Below are 19,510 nucleotides of genomic sequence, written 5' to 3'. Positions count from 1 at the left end.
CGGGTATCAGCCGCGGACGACCTTGCCTGCCTTGAGGCAGGAGGTGCACACGTTGACCTTGCGCGTGTTGCCCGGGGCAACCTGAGCGCGAACGCTCTGGATGTTCGGGTTCCAACGACGGTTGGTACGCCGGTGCGAGTGCGAGACCGACTTACCGAAGCCGGGGCCCTTGGCGCATACGTCGCAGACGGCAGCCATAGTCGCGAACTCCTTGGTGAGTAGTGGATATTTTCGTGTCTTCGTCGGCCTGCGAACACGAGAAGGCGTCCGCCACCCGTGCGAGGCAACCCTGCAAGCGTAGCGGGTGGGGGTGGCAATGGCCAAACCGGCCGTCCGGCGGGCACACCGTTACCCTTGCGTCACCGTTGCGTGGTGGTCGAAGAGGGGGAAGCAGGTGCTCGAGGTCGGGGAGGCAGTCGACGGGACCGCCCTGCGCAGATGGGTGGATCTGGGGTTGCGGGTCCTCGCCGAGCGCCGCGACGAGATCAACAGCCTCAACGTCTTCCCCGTCCCCGACGGCGATACCGGCACCAACCTGCTCGTCACCCTGCGCTCCGCGGCAGCGGAACTCGACACCTCCGCGGCCGACGCCGACGATGTCGCCACGATCGTCGCCGCTTTGGCGCGCGGCGCGTTCCACGGCGCCCGCGGCAACTCCGGGGTCATCCTCGCCCAGATGCTGCGGGGCCTGGCCGACGCCCTCGACGGCGCCGTCGTGGTCGACGCCACCGAACTCGGACGTGCCTTGTGTCATGCCGCCGACCTCGTCACCGGTGCCCTGAGCTGCCCCGCCGAGGGCACGATCGTCAGTGTGCTGCACGCGGCCGCCGACGGCGCGCACGCCGCCGGCGGGTCCGGTTCGCTCGTGACGGTGGCGACCGCAGCCGCCGACGCCGCCGCCGAGGCCGTGCAACGCACCACGGCACAGCTCGACGTGCTGGCCGAGGCCGGGGTCGTCGATGCCGGTGGGCTCGGTCTGCTCCTGCTGCTCGACGCGTTCGTCGAGACGGTCTCCGGCCGGCGTCCGGACCGGGCGCCGATCGCGACGTCGCGGCCCGGCGCCCCCGCCCGGCACGTCGGGCACGGCCTCCGCGACGACGGCCAGGACTTCGAGGTCATGTACTTCGTCGAGGACTCCGACACCACCCGCATGGACGTCCTGCGAACCCGCCTCGACGCGCTGGGGGACTCGGTGGCCGTGGTCGGTGACGGCGCCGGCACCTGGTCCGTGCACGTGCACTGCTGCGACGCGGGCGCCGCCGTCGAGGCGGGCCTGGAGGCCGGGCGCCTGCACCAGGTCACCGTCACGTGCTTCGCGCTGGAGGCCCAGCAGCGGATCGGCGTCCATCCGGTCGGTTCCGGTGCCGGAACCCGCTCGGTGCTTGCCGTCGTGGCCGGCGACGGAGCAGCCGAGCTGTTCGAAGCCGAGGGTGCGGCGATCGTGCGAGCGGACGATCCGATCACCCGCCGGCATCTGCTCGATGCGATCCGCCGGCTGGGCAGCCGCGACGTGATGGTCCTGCCCAACGGTGCGCTCCCCGCCCAGGAACTCGTCGCCGTGGGTGCGGCGGCTCGCGACCACCGGCGTGAGGTGATGTTCCTGCCCTGCTCGTCGATGGTGCAGGGGCTGGCGTCGCTCGCGGTGCACGACCCGGGCCGCGATTCCGCCGACGACGCCTTCGCCATGTCCGAGGCGGCCGCGGCGACGCGGTGGGGCTCGTTGCGCATCGCGAACGAACGCGCCCTGACGTGGGTGGGAACCTGCGAGCCGGGGCACAGCCTGGGCCTGTCCGGTCACGATGTCGTAGTCATCGAGCATGATCTGGTGACGGCGGGAGCGTCGCTGCTCGACAAGGTGCTCGCCGCGGGCGGAGAGCTCGTGACGATGCTCGTCGGCCTCGACGCCCCCGACGGACTCGCCGAACAGCTGACCCGGCACGTCAACGACCGCCACCCCGAGGTGGAGGTGCTGGTGTACCACGGAGGGCAGCGCAGCGACCTGCTGCAGCTCGGCGTGGAATAGCCGGCACAGGAACAGTCGGACACCGGACGCCGGTGTCGATCGGAGCGGAGAGGACGGCAGTGGCGACACTCGCGGACCGACTCGATCATCTTCTCGGCCGCAAGACCGCGGATGCACTCGCCGAGTCGTTCGGCATGACCACCGTCGAGGACCTGCTGCGCCACTACCCCCACCGGTACGCCACCCAGGGCGCCGAACTCGGCGACGCGCAACCGGTCGAGGGCCAGCACGTGACGATCATCGCGCGGGTGGCCAAGGCCGACGAGGTGCGGATGAAGAGCCGCCCCGGTACCCGTCTCGCTGTCGTGCTCGAATCGGACCGGCAGAAGATCGACGTGACCTTCTTCAACCCGCACAAGGTCAAGTACAACATCAAGCCCGGGGTGCGCGGCATGTTCTCCGGCACCGTCAAGTACTTCCGCGACAAGTGGAGCCTGGCCCACCCGAGCTACATCATCCTGCCCGAGCCCCGCGGCCCCGAGATCGGCGGTGCGGCCCTGCGGCCCGCCCGGGTCCGCGGCGCCGGCGCCCTCGCGGGGATGGCCCGCAGCGCCCAGGGCGACGGCGGCATAGACATGTCAATCTTCGACCGGGCTCTCATCCCCATGTATCCCGCCACCCGCGACGTCGAATCGTGGACCGTAATGCGATGCGTGCGGCAGATCCTCGACCAGCTCGAGACCGTCGACGACCCGCTGCCCGACTGGGTGCGGCGCGAGCACGGTCTGATCGGGCTGGACGAGGCGCTGCGCCGCATCCACCTGCCCGACGACCGGGACGACGTCACCGCCGCCCGCGAGCGCCTGCGTTTCGACGAGGCCGCGGCGGTGCAGCTCGTGCTCGCCCGGCGCCGCCACGACGTCGCGGTGCGCACCGCCCCGGCGTGCCCGCGCCGCAGCGGCGGTATCGCCGACGAGTTCGATCGCCGGCTGCCGTTCGAGCTGACCGCCGGCCAGCTCGCCGTCGCCGACGAGATCGCGGCCGATCTCGCCGGCGACCATCCGATGAACCGGTTGCTGCAGGGCGAGGTCGGTTCGGGCAAGACGATCGTGGCGCTGCGGGCCATGCTGCAGGTCATCGACGCGGGGCACCAGTGCGCGCTGCTCGCTCCGACCGAGGTCCTCGCCGCCCAGCATGCGCGGTCGCTGACGAAGATGCTCGGCGACCTCGCCGCGGCGGGCGAACTCGGCGCCCACGAGCTGGCCACGAAGGTCACCCTCGTGACGGGATCGATGGGCACGGCCCGCAAACGGCAGGCCCTGCTCGACGTCGTGAGCGGCGAATCCGGTCTCGTGATCGGCACCCACGCGCTGATCCAGCAGGGTGTGGAGTTCCACGACCTCGGTCTCGTCGTCGTCGACGAACAACACCGCTTCGGGGTGGAGCAGCGCGACGTGCTGCGCAACCGCGGCCGCGACGGTGCCAGCCCGCACGTGCTGGTGATGACGGCGACCCCGATCCCGCGCACCATCGCGATGACCGTCCTCGGCGACCTCGAGGTGTCCACATTGCGGGAACTGCCTCGCGGCCGGTCGCCCATCACCAGCCGGGTCGTGCCGGCGAAGGTGCATCCGAGCTGGGTGGCGCGCGCGTGGGAACGCATCGGCGAGGAGGTCGCGGCGGGCCGGCAGGCGTATGTGGTGTGCTCGCGCATCGGCGACGGCGACAGCGACGAGGACGCCGACCTCGTCGACGTCGACGAGGCGGAGACGACCGGTGGGCGCAGGGGAAAGGGCGCGCCTCCCGAGACGAAGTCAGTGCTCCAGCAGTTCGACGAGCTCGCCGGCGGGCCGCTCGCTCACCTGCGGGTCGGGCTGCTGCACGGGCGCCTGCCCGCCGACGAGAAGGACGCGGTGATGCGCGACTTCGCCGCGGGCGACATCGACGTGCTGGTGTGCACCACCGTCGTCGAAGTGGGCGTGGATGTGCCCAACGCGACGGTGATGGTCATCGTGGATGCCGACCGCTTCGGGGTCAGCCAGTTGCATCAGCTCCGCGGCCGGGTGGGCCGGGGCGGACATGCCGGGCTCTGCCTGCTGGTGACCGATTCCAAGCCGGGCGCGCCCGCGATGGCCCGACTCGAGGCCGTCGCCGCGACCACCGACGGATTCGCGCTCGCTCAGCTGGACCTGCAGCAGCGTCGCGAGGGTGACGTGCTCGGCGTCGCCCAGTCGGGTACCACGTCGACGCTGCGGATGCTCTCGCTCGTCGACGACGTCGAGGTCATCTCGGCCGCGCAGGCCTTCGCGCGGGCGGTGACCGACCGGGATCCGCGGCTCGAGGAGCACCCCGGTCTTGCCCGCATGGTCTCGGCCGCGCTCGACACCGAACGGGTCGCGTACCTCGAGAAGTCGTGAGGTTACGTTTCGCGCACGTCGAGTGCCGCGCCCGCGTGAGGTGACGGCGGAACCGTCCTCCGTGTTTCCGGCGCGTTAAGGATCTCTCGACCTGCATCGTTTCAGTCGGACAAAGACTGCCGTCCGTCCCACGATCTGGGACGCGGGCGCCGAACGGAGTGTTTCGTCGCGGTACCGTCGTCCAATGTTCTCCAAAGTGCTTGTCGCCAACCGAGGCGAGATCGCGATCCGCGCATTCCGTGCCGCCTACGAACTGGGTGCCGGGACCGTCGCGGTGTTTCCGTACGAGGACCGCAATTCCCTGCACCGGCTCAAGGCCGACGAGGCCTACCAGATCGGGGAGCAGGGGCATCCGGTCCGTGCGTACCTGTCCGTGGCGGAGATCGTCGCCGCCGCGAAGAAGGCCGGGGCCGACGCCGTCTACCCCGGCTACGGCTTCCTGTCCGAGAACCCGGATCTGGCGGCGGCGTGTGCGGCGGAAGGGATCACCTTCATCGGTCCGTCGGCGCACGTGCTGGAGCTGACCGGGAACAAGGCCCGGGCGATCGCCGCGGCGAAGACGGCCGGCCTGCCGGTGCTGGCGTCGTCCGAGCCGTCGGCGGACCTCGAGGAGCTGCTCGAGGCGGCGGAGTCGATGGAGTTCCCGATCTTCGTCAAGGCCGTCGCCGGCGGCGGTGGCCGCGGCATGCGGCGCGTCGCCGAGCCGGCGGCGCTGCGCGAGGCGATCGAGGCGGCGTCCCGCGAGGCGGACGCGGCGTTCGGCGATCCCACGGTGTTCCTCGAGCAGGCCGTGGTCGATCCCCGGCACATCGAGGTGCAGATCCTGGCCGACACCCAGGGCAACGTCATGCATCTGTTCGAGCGGGACTGCTCGCTGCAGCGCCGCCACCAGAAGGTCATCGAGCTGGCCCCGGCACCGAACCTCGCGCCCGAGCTGCGGGAGCGGATCTGCGCGGACGCCGTCGCCTTCGCGAAGCAGATCGGGTACAGCTGTGCCGGCACCGTGGAGTTCCTCCTCGATTCGCGCGGCAACCACGTCTTCATCGAGATGAACCCGCGCATCCAGGTCGAGCACACCGTCACCGAGGAGATCACCGACGTCGACCTCGTGCAGGCGCAGCTGCGCATCGCCTCCGGCGAGTCGCTGACCGACCTGGGCCTGTCGCAGGACAAGGTCGCCATCCGCGGGGCGGCGCTGCAGTGCCGCATCACCACCGAGGATCCGGCCAACGGATTCCGGCCCGACACCGGCCGCATCAGTGCCTACCGCACGCCCGGCGGCGCCGGGATCCGCCTCGACGGCGGGACCTCCGTCGGTGCCGAGGTCTCCGCTCACTTCGACTCGATGCTGGTCAAGCTCACGGCGCGCGGCCGCGACCTGCCGACCGCCGTCGCCCGTGCCCGCCGCGCGGTCACCGAGTTCCGCATCCGCGGCGTGTCGACGAACATCCCCTTCCTGCAGGCCGTACTCGACGATCCGGACTTCCGGGCCGGCAACGTCACCACGTCGTTCATCGACGAGCGCCCCCAGCTGCTGACCGCCAAGACGTCCGCGGACCGCGGCACCAAGATCGTCGAGTACCTGGCCGACGTGACGGTGAACAAGCCGCACGGCGAGCGCCCGACGACCGTGTACCCGCACGACAAGCTGCCGAAGATCGACCTCGACGTCGCCCCGCCGGAAGGCTCGCGGCAGCGTCTGCTCGCCCTCGGCCCGGACGGCTTCGCGAAGGCGCTGCGCGAGCAGAAGGCCCTCGCCGTCACCGACACCACCTTCCGCGATGCGCACCAGTCGCTGCTCGCGACCCGCGTGCGCAGCAAGGACCTGCTCACCGTCGCCGGTCACGTCGCGCGGATGACCCCGCAACTGCTGTCGATCGAGGCGTGGGGCGGTGCCACCTACGACGTCGCGCTGCGCTTCCTGCACGAGGATCCGTGGGAGCGGCTCGCGGCGCTGCGCGAGGCCATCCCCAACATCAACCTGCAGATGCTGCTGCGCGGCCGCAACACGGTCGGCTACACCCCGTACCCGGAGGTGGTCACACGCGCGTTCGTGCGTGAGGCCACCGACACCGGCATCGACATCTTCCGCATCTTCGACGCGCTGAACAACGTCGACCAGATGCGGCCGGCGATCGACGCTGTCCGCGAGACCGGCACTGCCCTGGCCGAGGTCGCGATGTCCTACACCGGGGACCTGTCGGATCCCGGCGAGACGCTCTACACCCTCGACTACTACCTGCGCCTGGCGGAGCAGATCGTCGAGGCCGGGGCGCACGTGCTGGCGATCAAGGACATGGCCGGGTTGCTGCGCGCCCCCGCGGCCGCCACCCTGGTCTCGGCGCTGCGCAGCAACTTCGACCTGCCGGTCCACGTGCACACCCACGACACCCCCGGCGGCCAGCTCGCGACGTACCTCGCGGCATGGCAGGCCGGCGCCGACGCCGTCGACGGCGCGTCCGCCGCACTGGCCGGCACCACCAGCCAGCCCGCGCTGTCGGCGATCGTCGCGGCGGCGGCCCACTCGGAGCACGACACCGGCCTCGACCTGCAGGCGGTATGTGACCTCGAGCCGTACTGGGAGGCGTTGCGCAAGGTGTACGCGCCGTTCGAGTCGGGTCTGCCCGCCCCCACGGGCCGGGTCTACACCCACGAGATCCCCGGCGGGCAGCTGTCGAATCTGCGGCAGCAGGCCATCGCGCTGGGCCTGGGTGACCGGTTCGAAGAGGTCGAGGCCAAGTACGCCGCCGCCGACCGGATGCTCGGCCGGCTGGTCAAGGTCACTCCCTCGTCGAAGGTGGTCGGCGACCTGGCTCTGCACCTGGTGGGCTCCGGCGTCGCCAGCGAGGAGTTCGCGGCCGACCCGTCCCGCTTCGACATCCCGGACTCGGTGGTCGGATTCCTCCGCGGCGAGCTCGGCACTCCGCCCGGCGGGTGGCCCGAGCCGTTCCGCTCCAAGGCCCTCGAGGGCCGCGGTGCCCCCAAGGCCGAGGTGCCGCTGACGTCCGAGGACGAGAAGGCCCTCGACGACACCTCCACCGAGCGCCGCGCCACCTTGAACCGGCTGCTGTTCCCCGGCCCGACCCAGGCGTTCCTCGAGCACCGGGACCGCTACGGCGACACCTCGGAGCTGTCGGCCAACCAGTTCTTCTACGGGCTGCGGCGCGGGGAGGAGCACCGGGTGCGCCTGGACAAGGGCGTCGAACTGCTGATCGGGCTCGAGGCGATCTCGGAGCCGGACGAGCGCGGCTTCCGGACGGTGATGTGCATCCTCAACGGGCAGTTGCGTCCGGTGTCGGTGCGCGACAAGTCCGTCGCCAGCGAGGTTCCGGCCGCGGAGAAGGCCGACCGCACCAACCCCGGGCACGTCGCCGCACCGTTCGCCGGCGCCGTGACCCTCCTGGTCGCCGAAGGTGACCGGGTCGCCGCCGGTGACACCGTCGCCACCATCGAGGCGATGAAGATGGAGGCCGCGATCACCGCGCCGCGCGGCGGCACCGTCACCCGTGTCGCCCTCGGCGGCGTGTCCCAGGTGGAAGGCGGTGACCTGCTGGTCGTCGTGTCCGAGGCGAGCGCGGAGTGATCGGACGGTTCTCCGGGACGGTGCGATGACCCGGATCGTGGCCGGCCGGGCCGGGGGGCGGCGCCTGAAGGTGCCGCCCCGCGGCACCCGGCCCACCTCGGAGCGGGTCCGGGAGGCGCTGTTCAGCTCCCTCACGGCCCGGATGGAGCTCGAGGGCGCGTCGGTGCTGGACCTGTACGCCGGCTCCGGCGCGCTCGGCCTCGAGGCGTTGTCCCGGGGCGCCACCCATGCCCTGCTCGTCGAGTCCGACGCGCAGGCCGCCGCGGTGATCCGCCGGAACATCGGCGAACTCGGGCTGCCTGCGGTGTTGCGGGCGGCGCCGGTGGCTGCGGTGCTCGGCGGGGTTCCGGACCGGGTCTACGACCTGGTGCTCGCAGATCCGCCGTATGCGGTGACCGAGCAGGCGGTGTCCGCGATGCTCGCCGGCTTGGTCGACGGGGGCTGGGTGGGGGAGGGTTCCGTGGTGGTGCTCGAGCGCTCCTCCCGCTCGCCGGAAACGGTGTGGCCGGACGCCCTCGAACCGGAACGCGTCCGCAAGTACGGTGAGACCCGGATCGAGATTGCCACCTGCTACGGTTCGGACTCATGAGCAGTGCGGTCTGCCCCGGTTCGTTCGATCCCGTGACCAATGGCCATCTCGACGTCATCTCGCGGACTGCTGTGCAGTTCGACGAAGTGACGGTGACCGTCGTGATCAACCCCAACAAGCAGGGAATGTTCACGGTCCCCGAGCGCATCGAGATGCTCACCGAAGCCACCGCGCATCTCGGCAACGTGCGCGTCGACTCCTGGCAGGGCCTGTTGGTGGACTACGCACGTGCCCACGGGATCACCGCCATCGTCAAGGGCCTGCGCGGTGCCAACGACTTCGACTACGAGCTGCAGATGGCGCAGATGAACCACAAGCTCACCGGCGTCGACACCCTCTTCGTCGCGACCAATCCGGCCTACAGCTACCTGTCGAGTTCGCTCGTCAAGGAGGTCGCCACCTACGGCGGCGACGTCGCCGACATGCTTCCGGCTACGGTGCACAAGCGGCTCCTCGCGCGGATCGCGGAGCGCACAGCCGCGCAGCGCTGATCGGGCCCAGCCGCGCAGCGCTGGCCGGGCGGGGCCGGCCCCGCCGTTCGATTGCCGACACACCGGGTGCGCGATGCCCGACTCGGACGGTGCCTGCGGCAGACTTGCATCCGGCGGCGGTCGCACCGGCCGCGCCGGGACGACGATTGGGGTTGCGCGTGTACCGGGTATTCGAGGCACTCGACGAGCTGGTCGCGATCGTCGAGGAAGCACGCAGTGTCCCGATGACCGCGAGCTGCGTGGTCCCGCGCGGCGACGTACTGGATCTGCTCGACGACGTCCGCGACGCGTTGCCCGCGGAACTGGACGACGCGCAGGACGTCCTGGACCATCGTGACAAGCTCATCGGTGACGCGCGGACCCAGGCCGACAAGACGGTCGCGGACGCCGACGCGGAAGCCCGCGAGACTCTCGACAACGCCCGCGCGGACGCGGACCGCATGCTCGCCGACGCGAAGGCGCAGGCGGACCGGATGGTGCAGGAGGCCCGCGCCCACGCCGACGATCTGGTGCGCGATGCCCAGGCCGAGGCCGACGACACGATCGCCGACGCCAAGGAGCAGTACGAGTCCGTGACGGTCCGCGCGCAGGCCGAGGCCGACCGCATGATCGAGGCAGGCAAGGCCTCGTACGAGCGGTCGGTCGCCGACGGCGAGGCCGAGCAGGCTCGGCTGGTGTCGAAGACGGAGGTCGTGCAGGCCGCGCACGCCGAGTCGGCCCGGGTCATCGACGCCGCGCATGCCGAGTCGGATCGGTTGCGATCGGAATGCGACGAGTACGTCGATTCGAAGCTCGCCGAGTTCGAGGACGTGCTCGGAACGACCCTGCGGTCGGTGGGTCGCGGCCGGCAGCAGTTGCGAACGGGCGCCGGGGTGCCCGACTACACGGAGGCCGAACGCCGGTCCGAGCGGCGCCGCTGACGCTTCCGGCGTCCGCGCGGGGGGTTGGGGGGCGATTTCGTTGTGCCCGGCTCCGTCGCGTATCGTGGAGTGGTTGCCCAGCCGTTCCGCGGCATCCGCCACCTGGAAAGAGGAAGAAGCATTCCCGTGTCTGCCCGCCGTCACAGCTCCCAGCATCCCGACCGGGATTCGGGTCTCGTGCTGGACGTACTCTCGCTCGGCCGCCGTCCGGGTTCCATGCGCACCGTCCACGAAGTGGTACCCGCGCCGGTGCGGATCGGACTCGACGCAATCGCGATCGAGGAAGGCACGGATGTGGAACTCGACCTCCGGTTGGAAGCGGTCTCGGAGGGGGTCCTCGTCACCGGGACCGTGCGTGCCGATACAGTCGGCGAGTGCTCGCGCTGCCTCGAGCCCTTCGAGGACTCGGTGGAGTTGTACCTGACGGAGCTGTTCGCCTACCCGAACAGCGTCACGGAGCAGACCACCGACGAGGACGAGGTCTACCGCCTGGTGGACGACACGATCGACCTCGAGCCGGTCATCGTCGACACCGTCGGACTGGAACTTCCGCTGCGGCCGTTGTGTAGTGACGACTGCGCGGGACTGTGCCCCGAATGCGGCATTCGCCTGGCGATTGCGGAATCCGGGCACGGGCATGAGAGAATGGATCCTCGCTGGGCTGGGTTGGCAGCCGCTTTCGGCGCAGGCTCCGAAGAACCCAGCAGTGCATCCGACAGCAAGAACAACGAGGAGAAGTAGACGTGGCCGTCCCCAAGCGCAGAATGTCGCGTTCGAACACCCGGTCGCGGCGGAGCCAGTGGAACACCACTGCGCCGACGCTCGTCACCTGCCCGAGCCGCGGCTGCGGCGAGAAGAAGCTGCCGCACGTGGCGTGCCCGTCGTGCGGCACCTACAACGGCCGTCAGGTGACCGCCGCCGTCTAGTTCTCGAATCTGAGACATCGTGACGAGCGATTCGACCACCGCATCCGAGGGCGGCGAAGGGGAACACGCGTCCCTTCTCGCCGCCCTCGGTGTCGATGTGGATCCGGAGCTGCTGACGCTTGCGCTCACGCACCGCTCCTACGCGTACGAGAACGGCGGCCTGCCGACCAACGAGCGTCTCGAGTTCCTCGGCGACGCCGTCCTGGGCCTCACCGTCACCGAGAAGCTGTACCTGTCGCACCCGGACAAGTCCGAGGGTGAACTCGCGAAGATCCGGGCTTCGGTGGTGAACATGCACGCCCTCGCGGAGGTCGCGCGATCCCTCGGTGAGGGGGGCCTCGGTCCGCACCTGCTGCTCGGCAAGGGTGAGGAACTCACCGGTGGCCGCGACAAGCCCAGCATCCTCGCGGACGGCATGGAGTCGCTGCTCGGTGCCGTCCACCTGCAGCACGGCATCGACGTCGCGCGCACCGTCGTGCTGCGCCTGTTCGCCGAACTCCTGGAGCGCGGCCCGCGCCTCGGCGCCGGCCTCGACTGGAAGACGAGCCTGCAGGAACTGACCGCGGAACGCGGCGTGGGCGTGCCGGCGTACGAGATCACCGCCACCGGCCCGGACCACGACAAGGAATTCACCGCGACGGTGATCGTCGCGGGCGACGCTCGTGGTGTCGGCGTGGGACGCACGAAGAAGGAAGCCGAGCAGAAGGCCGCCGCCGCGGCCTGGCAGAGCCTGTCCGACAGCGACGCCGCCCCCACCGGCGCCGCGGCCGACCAGAACTGACCCGGCGTGCCCGAACTGCCCGAGGTCGAGGTCGTCCGCCGCGGCCTGGACGCGCACGTCCGGGGCGCCACCATCGAGTCCGTCCAGGTGCTGCACCCTCGTGCGGTGCGCCGCCACGAACCCGGCCCGCGGGATCTCGCGTTGCGGCTGACCGGGCAGGCCGTCGCCGCCGTCCAGCGTCGCGGCAAGTACCTGTGGCTCGTCCTCGAGCCCGCCGACGTCGCGCTGGTCGTGCATCTCGGGATGAGCGGACAGATGCTGGTCCAGCCGCCTGCGGTGCCGGACGAGAAGCACCTGCGCATCCGCGCCGTTCTCGACAACGGCACCGATCTGCGGTTCGTGGACCAGCGCACCTTCGGAGGCTGGGCCCTCGCCCCGCTCGTCGAGGTCGACGGCGCCGTCCTGCCGGAACCCGTCGCACACATCGCCCGCGACCCCCTGGACCCAGCGTTCGATGCGGCCGCCGTGGTGAAGGTGCTGCGCGGCAAGCACTCCGAGATCAAGCGCCTCCTCCTCGACCAGACCGTCGTCTCGGGCATCGGCAACATCTACGCCGACGAATCGCTGTGGCGGGCCGGCGTACACGGCAACCGCGCAGCCGATCGGCTCGGGGGACCGACCCTGCGCCGGCTGCTCGATGCGGCCCGCGACGTGATGGGCGAGGCACTCGCGAAGGGTGGCACCTCGTTCGATGCCCTCTACGTCAACGTCAACGGCGAGTCCGGGTACTTCGATCGGTCGCTGAACGTCTACGGCCAGGAGAACCTGCCGTGCCCGCGGTGCGGTACGCCGGTGCGGCGCGAGAAGTTCATGAACCGTTCGTCGTTCAGTTGCCCGACGTGTCAGCCGCCGCCCCGGAGCGCGCGGCGAGTCTGAGCTCCGCCCACCTCCGAGTCGAAGCAGCGAATCCGCCTCACGATCCCGCTCCGGGCAGGCACAGTGGGAGCGGCGGAGGAGGACGCACATGCGAACATGGAGGAGAGCCGTGCCCGTGGCTGCGGCAGCGCTGACGGTGGCACTCGCGGTCGGCGGCTGCGGCACCGACGACACCTACCCGAGCGAGTCGGCGCAGACGACCACCGAGGCAGCCCCGGAGACGACCCCACCGACCGGGACGGCCGGTTCCGAACCCGGGCAGCCGGGCACCGAGCCGCAGGTCACCGAGGCGACGGGTGGGATCCCGGCCTATCAGCCGTCGACACTCGTGAGCCGATCGATCGGCTCGACCGTCCTGACGACCTCCGACCCGATCGAACAGGTCGGCGCCTTCTACCTCGACTTCGTGGACCGGGAGGGGTGGCAGACGGTCTCCGAAAGCGTCACCCCGTACAGCACGAGTCTCACGATCAGGAAGGAAGGTGAGGGCGCCTCCATCTCGGTCTCGTCGGGCGGTGACGGGACGCTGGTCTCCATCAGCACCTATCCGTCCCCGTGACGGGCCGCCCGGTTGTCTCGGCTCGAATCGGGGACCCGGGGTGGGATACGGTGGATCCGGTGCGCCGGGAAGTCTGGTCGGCAGACGATGACCGCTACCCGAAATCCGAGGACGATCGATGACGACACCCTTCTCCCGCCTGCCGTTGCTCTCACGTGGATCGTGGGAGGAATCCAAGCGGGTGACCGAGATTCTCCGCAAGGAGACGGTCGGCGGTGTCCTGCTGCTCATCGGCGCGCTCGTGGCCCTGATCTGGGCCAACACGCCGTGGTCCGACGCCTACCACAGCCTACGTGACACGACGGTGGGCCCGTCCGCCCTGCATCTGGACCTCTCGCTCGGGACGTGGGCGGCCGACGGTCTGCTGGCCATCTTCTTCTTCGTCGTCGGCTTGGAACTCAAGCGCGAGTTCGTCGCCGGCGACCTGCGCGATCTACGGCGCGCGGCGGTGCCGATCACCGCCGCGGTGGGGGGAATGGCGGTTCCCGCCGTCGTGTTCGTCGCGGTGAATCTGCGCGGCGGAGGGGACGCCCTGGCGGGGTGGGCCGTGCCCACCGCCACCGACATCGCCTTCGCCGTGGCCATCCTGGCCGTCATCGGCACACACCTCCCGGCCGCACTGCGTACCTTCCTGCTCACGCTCGCCGTCGTCGACGACCTGCTCGCCGTCACCGTGATTGCGGTGTTCTACACCGACGACCTCGACTTCGTGTACCTCGGACTGGCGGTGCTGCCGCTGCTCGCCTTCGCGCTCGCGGTGCAGCGCGGCATCCGGTTCTGGTGGCTCCTGGTGCCGCTGGCGGCGCTCACGTGGTTCCTCGTCCACGAATCCGGCGTGCACGCCACCGTGGCCGGCGTCCTGCTCGGGTTCACCGTGCCGGTCGCCCGCCGGACCCGCACCGGCACGGAAGCCATGGCCGAGCAGTTCGAACATCGCCTCCGGCCACTGTCGGCCGGGGTGGCTGTCCCGATCTTCGCGTTCTTCGCCGCCGGCGTGACGATCGGGGGCCTCGACGGCCTGGGTGAGGCGCTCCGCGACCCGATCTCGATCGGTGTCGTCGCGGGCCTCGTGCTCGGCAAGGTCGTCGGGATCTTCGGCGTCACCTACCTGATGGCGCGGTTCACCCGCGCCCACCTGGACGAGGGTCTGAGCTGGCTGGACGTGCTCGGGGTCGCGCTGCTCGGCGGCATCGGCTTCACCGTCTCTCTGCTGATCGGGGATCTCGCGTACGGCGCCGGCACCGTCGCGGCCGACCACATCAAGGTTGCCGTCCTCGTCGGCTCCCTCACGGCGGCACTCGCCGCCTCGGTGGTGCTCCGCTCCCGGAACCGGGCCTACCGCAGGATCGCCGAACTCGAGACCGTCGACGCGGATCACGACGGCATCCCGGACGTCTACCAGCGCTGAGGCTCCGCCGGGTCGCGTGGCAGGGGTCGTCGGTTTCCTGGGCGGGGTGATCGCCCCCGCCTAGAATGGACGGACGGACATCGCGGCGGCACCCGCTCCGGCGTCGCCCCGGGCACCGCGGTGTACGCGGGTGATCGGAGGTGGACGTGCATCCCTCCGAACCCGCACGCGTGCTACCCCGCCGGGCGTATCGGGCGCTCGTCGCGTTTCTGGTCCTCTTCGCTCTGCTCCTCGCCGGACCTCGCCTGGTGGCGGTGTACACCGACTGGCTCTGGTTCGGAGAGGTCGGCTACCGGGACGTGTGGGGCACCGTCCTCGTGACCCGGCTGGTGCTGTTCGCCGTGGTGACGCTCGTGGTGACGGGGCTGCTCTTCGGAGCGACGGTGTGGGCGTACCGATCGCGGCCCCTGTTCGCCACCGGTCCGGACGATCCGATCGAGCGATACCGGATCATGGTCCTGCGGCGCCCGAAACTGTACGCGATCGGCATCCCGCTGCTGCTGGGACTGTTCTTCGGCCTGAGCGCACAGAGCCAGTGGGCCAGGGTGCAGCTCTTCCTCCACGGCGGAGCATTCGGAAGCACCGACGCCGAGTTCGGGCACGACATCGGGTTCTACGTCTTCGACCTGCCCTTCTACCGGCTCCTGCTGACGTGGGCGTTCCTCGCGCTGTTCCTGGCACTCGTGCTCTGCACGGCCACCCACTTTCTCTTCGGCGGACTCCGGGTGCCCTTCGTGACCGGCTCCGGCACTCGGCGCGGCACCACCGGCGCGACGACGCGCGCGGCCCGGATCCAGATCGCGGTTTTCGCCGGGAGTTTCATCGCGCTCAAGGCGGTCGCATACTGGTTCGATCGGTACGAGCTGTTGTGGAGCGGCCGGAAGGAACCGACGTTCACCGGGGCCGGGTTCACCGACATCAACGCGGTCCTGCCGGCGCGCCTGATCCTGGTGGCGATCGCCGTGCTCTGCGCGGCGGCGTTCTTCGCCTCGATCCTGCTGGACGACCTGCGGGTGCCGTTGATGGCGACCGCGCTCCTGGTCCTGTCGTCGATCGTCGTCGGCGGTGTCTTCCCGGCACTCACGGAGCAGTTCTCGGTGCGCCCGAACGCCGCCGATCGTGAGAGCCCGTACATCGAGCGCAACATCGCCGCGACCAGACAGGCGTACGGGATCGAGGCCGATCGCGTCGAGTACCTCGACTATCCCGGGGTCGGAACCCGGCCACCACGGGAGATCCCGGCCGACGTCACCACGATCGCCAACGCCCGGCTGCTGGACCCGAACGTGCTCTCCAGGACCTTCACCCAGCAACAGCAGCTGAAGAACTTCTACGGGTTCACTCCGCAGCTGGACATCGACCGGTACACCATCGACGGGGAGATCGGTGACTACATCGTCGCCGCCCGGGAACTCTCCCCGGACAGCCTGAGCGGCAATCAGACCCAGTGGATCAACCGGCACACCGTCTACACCCACGGCAACGGATTCGTGGCGGCGCCGGCGAACCGGGTCAACGCCGCCGTCCGGGACGCGGCCGCGGCCGGCAGCGGAAGCGACAGCGGATACCCCATCTACACCGTCAGCGACATAGCTTCCCAAGCTTCCGACCGGCAGCTGATCCCGGTCGAGCAACCGCGCATCTACTTCGGTGAGTTGATCGCGGCGTCGGACCCGGACTACGCGATCGTCGGCGGGCCTGCCGGTGCGGCGCCGCGCGAGTACGACACGGACACCTCCCAGTACACCTACACCGGAAGCGGGGGAGTGCCGATCGGGAACTGGATCAACCGGCTGGCCTTCGCGGTGCGCTACGGCGAGCGCAACATTCTGTTCTCCGGCGCCATCGGGGTGGATTCGAAGATCATCTTCGATCGTGATCCGAAGACCCGCGTGGAGCGGGTCGCGCCGTGGCTGCGCACCGACGGCAATCCGTACCCTGCGGTCGTGGACGGCCGGATCGTCTGGATCGTCGACGGCTACACCACCCTCGCGCACTACCCGTATTCCCAGTCCGGCGCGCTGCCCGGCGCCGGCCTCACCGATACCGGCCGGCTGTTGCCGGGTGAGGCCGTCTCCTACATCAGGAACTCGGTCAAGGCCACGGTGGACGCCTACGACGGCACCGTCACCCTCTACCAGGTGGACCTGAACGACCCGGTCCTCGTGGCGTGGATGGGCGCCTTCCCCGGTGCCGTGCAACCGCCGGAATCGATCAGCCCGGAACTGCGCGCCCACTTCCGATACCCGGAGGACCTCTTCGGTCTCCAGCGGGAGCGGCTCGCGAAGTACCACGTCGACGACCCGCGGGAATTCTTCACCAACAATGCGTTCTGGTCCGTCCCCAGCGATCCGACCTCCGAAGCCGTCGGGTCTCAGCCGCCGTACTATGTGCTGGTCGGTGACCGCGAGAACGCGGAACCGTCCTTCCGTCTGGCCAGCGCGATGGTCGGGTTCAACCGGGAATTCCTCTCCGCCTACATCTCGGTGGACTCCGACCCGGACAACTACGGCCGGATGGAGGTGCTGCAGCTGCCGACCGACACGCAGACCCAGGGTCCGCAGCAAACCCAGAACTCGATGATCTCCGACACCCGGGTGGCCTCCGAACGCACCCTGCTCGAGCGGTCCAACCGGATCCACTACGGCAATCTGCTGACGCTGCCGATCGCGGACGGCGGGGTGCTCTACGTCGAGCCCCTGTTCACCGAGCGTCTCACCAGCACCGCCGACGGCTCGACGTTCCCGCAGTTGTCGCGGGTGCTGGTCAGCTATCGCGAACCCAGCGCCGGCGGCGTCCGCGTCGGGTACGCACCCACCCTCGCCGAGGCACTCGACCAGGTCTTCGGTGCGGGAACGGGCCGGGTGGCAACCGCACCCGGCGGTGACGCCGCGACCGCGCCGGATCCTGCTGCGACCGCACCGCCGCCCGAGGAAGGCGCTGCGGTGCCGCCGACCACCGCGCCAGCGGAGCCGACCCCGGAACAGCTGACCGCTGCCGTCGTCGAACTGAACAGTGCCCTGGCGGATCTGCGCGAAGCCCAGCGCACGGGCGACTTCACGTCGTACGGCGCTGCGCTCGACCGGCTCCAACGCGCCGTCGACAACTTCCTGGCGGCTGGGGGAAGCCTCAACTGAAGTTCACGTGGCCGATGTCGGGGACCGTCCGGCACCGCAAGCTCCGTCCCGAGACCGCGGGATTTCGGTCGCGTCCCGGCAGAAAAGCGGTAGCCGTGCCAGGGTGATCCGCCTCGCCGTCGTAGTCGGGCAAGCGCTCGCCACCACGCAGCGGGTCCACCTGGACGTGCGCCCGGTGCACCTCCGCGTACCGCGCAGTGCGCCGGTCAGTCGTCTGACCTTTCGGGGTCGGCGACCTCCACGAGCTGGTCCAGTGCATCGGTCGTGGTGGTGGCCGCCAGCGCGAAGGGGTCGACCACAAGGTCGGCGCTGGCGTCGCGGAGCCGCTCGGAGTCGTGGCTGCCGTGGGCGGTGACGGCGACCTTGCCGCGAAACCCGTGGTGACGCAGTCCGTGCAGGAGCGCGAGATTCGTCTCCAGGACAGGGATCGTGCTGATCACGTACCGCGCGGTCGACAGAGGGAGGGTTTCGAGGAAGTGTGCGTCCTCGGCGCTGCCGTAGACAGCCGTGATGCCGAGCCGACGGTTGGTCGACACGCGGTGCGGATCGAAGTCCACCGCGAGCACGCGGTGGTCGGTCTCGCTCAGCCGGTCGGCGAGGTGCCCACCGAACCGGCCCAGCCCGTAGACGATGCCGTCGACGTCGGCATCGGGCCCGTCGAGAGCGACACGGCGGACGTCGGAACGCTCGAAGAGACGCAGACCGCCCGCGAGGCGCTCGTAGATCCGGTGCGAGTACAAGATCAGGTAGGTCGATCCCCCGATCGTGACCACGCCGACGACGGTGATCAGGCTGACCGTCGCGTTCGTGATGTGCCCCAGGCTCAGCCCGAGTGCCGCCAGGATCAACGAGAACTCGGAGATCTGCGCCACCGTGAGACCGGCGAGGAAGCCCACCCGCACCGGGTACCGCATGAAGGACATGATCGCCACGACGATCAACGGGTTGCCGACCAGTACGAAGACCGAGAAGACGATGGCGGGCACGATCTGTTGCCCGGCGTCCGTGAAGTCGAGCCGGGCGCCCAGATCGAGGAAGAAGAACAGCAGCAGGAAGTCCCGCAGGCTCACCATGCGGGCGCCGAGGGCGTCGCGGTACGGCGTGCTCGCCAGCGACACACCGGCGAGGAAGGCACCCACTTCGGAACTGAAGCCCAGCCACTCGCTGAAGGCAGCAACCGAGACCGCATACGCGACACCGAAGAGCACCAGTAGTTCCTGGGAACGCGCGACGTGGCCGAGCAGCCACGGCAGGACGTAGCGCATCAGCACGACGATGCCGGCGAGCAACCCGAGCCCCTTGACGAGCACGAGTGCGACCCCGACGGCGACGTGATCGTCCGTCGACTGGCCGAAGGCGGTGAGCACGATCATCACCAGCACGACCACGATGTCCTGGACGATGAGGAAGCCCACGGCGATGCGGCCGTGCAACTGCTCGAGCTCGCGCTTGTCCGACAGCAGCTTGACGATGATGATCGTCGACGAGAAGGTCAGGGCGACGGCCACATACATCGCCGATACCGAATCCATGCCGAGCGCCAGCGCGATGAGGTAGCCGACCACCGAGGTGAACAGGACCTGCCCGAGCCCGGTGGCGAGTGCCACGGGACCGGTGGTGCGAACGAGGTGGAGGTCGAGCTTGAGCCCCACCAGGAACAGCAGGATCGCGATTCCCATCCGGGCCAGCAACTCGACGGTGCTGTCCGCGACGACCCACCCCGTACCGGTCGGACCGACGAGGATGCCGACGCCGATGAACGCGACGATCATCGGCTGCCGCAGCCGCGTCGCGAGCAGCCCTGCCAGCGCAGCGAGGGCGAGGATCGCGGCGACGAGCGGGAAGGAGTGCACGTCCACG

15 protein-coding genes are annotated in these 19,510 nt (G+C 70.0%); 13 read left to right on the top strand and 2 right to left on the bottom strand.

Features of this window, described 5'->3' with window-relative positions; translation table 11 throughout:
- Nucleotides 1-6: 6 nt before the first annotated feature.
- Nucleotides 7-198 carry a 50S ribosomal protein L28 gene (gene rpmB / locus QYS60_RS10870; protein WP_003939060.1) on the bottom strand — a complete coding sequence of 64 codons (192 nt, stop codon included), beginning with the start codon at nucleotides 196-198 and terminating at the stop codon, nucleotides 7-9.
- 196 nt (nucleotides 199-394) lie between these two features.
- Here rpmB and QYS60_RS10865 point away from each other — a divergent pair, with 196 nt between their 5' ends.
- The 13 genes from QYS60_RS10865 (at nucleotide 395) to QYS60_RS10805 (ending at nucleotide 17,650) form a co-directional block, all read left to right on the top strand.
- The gene (locus QYS60_RS10865; RefSeq protein WP_371383122.1) at nucleotides 395-2,023 is read left to right on the top strand and encodes a DAK2 domain-containing protein; all 1,629 of its coding nucleotides are present in this window, start codon (nucleotides 395-397) and stop codon (nucleotides 2,021-2,023) included.
- Between the two features lie 59 nt (nucleotides 2,024-2,082).
- The gene (gene recG, locus QYS60_RS10860; RefSeq protein WP_371383121.1) at nucleotides 2,083-4,380 is read left to right on the top strand and encodes an ATP-dependent DNA helicase RecG; all 2,298 of its coding nucleotides are present in this window, start codon (nucleotides 2,083-2,085) and stop codon (nucleotides 4,378-4,380) included.
- Nucleotides 4,381-4,564: 184 nt separating this feature from the next.
- Nucleotides 4,565-7,963, top strand: a complete 3,399-nt coding sequence (locus QYS60_RS10855) for a pyruvate carboxylase (protein WP_371383120.1) — start codon at nucleotides 4,565-4,567, stop codon at nucleotides 7,961-7,963.
- Nucleotides 7,887-8,552 (top strand): 16S rRNA (guanine(966)-N(2))-methyltransferase RsmD, encoded by a 666-nt coding sequence (rsmD, locus tag QYS60_RS10850; RefSeq protein ID WP_371383119.1) that lies wholly within the window; start codon nucleotides 7,887-7,889, stop codon nucleotides 8,550-8,552. The genes QYS60_RS10855 and rsmD overlap by 77 nt, the downstream gene beginning before the upstream one ends.
- Nucleotides 8,549-9,043 carry a pantetheine-phosphate adenylyltransferase gene (coaD, locus tag QYS60_RS10845; protein WP_003939055.1) on the top strand — a complete coding sequence of 165 codons (495 nt, stop codon included), beginning with the start codon at nucleotides 8,549-8,551 and terminating at the stop codon, nucleotides 9,041-9,043. The genes rsmD and coaD overlap by 4 nt, the downstream gene beginning before the upstream one ends.
- A 158-nt stretch (nucleotides 9,044-9,201) precedes the next feature.
- A complete protein-coding gene (locus tag QYS60_RS10840; protein ID WP_371383170.1) occupies nucleotides 9,202-9,963 on the top strand; it encodes a DivIVA domain-containing protein in 762 nt (253 codons plus the stop codon).
- A 126-nt stretch (nucleotides 9,964-10,089) separates the two neighbouring features.
- Entirely contained in the window at nucleotides 10,090-10,704 is a 615-nt protein-coding gene (locus QYS60_RS10835; protein ID WP_003939053.1) for a DUF177 domain-containing protein, read from the top strand.
- 2 nt (nucleotides 10,705-10,706) lie between these two features.
- Nucleotides 10,707-10,889, top strand: a complete 183-nt coding sequence (gene rpmF, locus QYS60_RS10830) for a 50S ribosomal protein L32 (RefSeq protein WP_371383118.1) — start codon at nucleotides 10,707-10,709, stop codon at nucleotides 10,887-10,889.
- 19 nt (nucleotides 10,890-10,908) lie between these two features.
- The gene (gene rnc, locus QYS60_RS10825) at nucleotides 10,909-11,670 is read left to right on the top strand and encodes a ribonuclease III (RefSeq protein WP_054374642.1); all 762 of its coding nucleotides are present in this window, start codon (nucleotides 10,909-10,911) and stop codon (nucleotides 11,668-11,670) included.
- A gap of 6 nt (nucleotides 11,671-11,676) precedes the next feature.
- The gene (gene mutM, locus QYS60_RS10820) at nucleotides 11,677-12,546 is read left to right on the top strand and encodes a bifunctional DNA-formamidopyrimidine glycosylase/DNA-(apurinic or apyrimidinic site) lyase (RefSeq protein WP_010592786.1); all 870 of its coding nucleotides are present in this window, start codon (nucleotides 11,677-11,679) and stop codon (nucleotides 12,544-12,546) included.
- A gap of 115 nt (nucleotides 12,547-12,661) precedes the next feature.
- Nucleotides 12,662-13,105: a hypothetical protein gene (locus QYS60_RS10815; RefSeq protein WP_003939049.1), complete on the top strand. Its 444-nt coding sequence runs from the start codon at nucleotides 12,662-12,664 to the stop codon at nucleotides 13,103-13,105.
- Nucleotides 13,106-13,286: 181 nt separating this feature from the next.
- The gene (gene nhaA / locus QYS60_RS10810; protein ID WP_371383169.1) at nucleotides 13,287-14,513 is read left to right on the top strand and encodes a Na+/H+ antiporter NhaA; all 1,227 of its coding nucleotides are present in this window, start codon (nucleotides 13,287-13,289) and stop codon (nucleotides 14,511-14,513) included.
- A gap of 140 nt (nucleotides 14,514-14,653) precedes the next feature.
- On the top strand, nucleotides 14,654-17,650 hold the full coding sequence (locus tag QYS60_RS10805) for a UPF0182 family protein (protein ID WP_371383117.1): 2,997 nt from the start codon (nucleotides 14,654-14,656) through the stop codon (nucleotides 17,648-17,650).
- A 206-nt stretch (nucleotides 17,651-17,856) separates the two neighbouring features.
- Here QYS60_RS10805 and QYS60_RS10800 read toward each other — a convergent pair whose 3' ends face one another.
- Nucleotides 17,857-19,509 (bottom strand): cation:proton antiporter, encoded by a 1,653-nt coding sequence (locus tag QYS60_RS10800; RefSeq protein WP_371383116.1) that lies wholly within the window; start codon nucleotides 19,507-19,509, stop codon nucleotides 17,857-17,859.
- Nucleotide 19,510 lies beyond the last annotated feature (1 nt).

The sequence above is a fragment of the Rhodococcus sp. GXMU-t2271 genome (genome assembly GCF_041414735.1).
Lineage (GTDB): Bacteria > Actinomycetota > Actinomycetes > Mycobacteriales > Mycobacteriaceae > Rhodococcus > Rhodococcus indonesiensis.
This window is presented reverse-complemented; position numbering and strand designations above follow the sequence as displayed.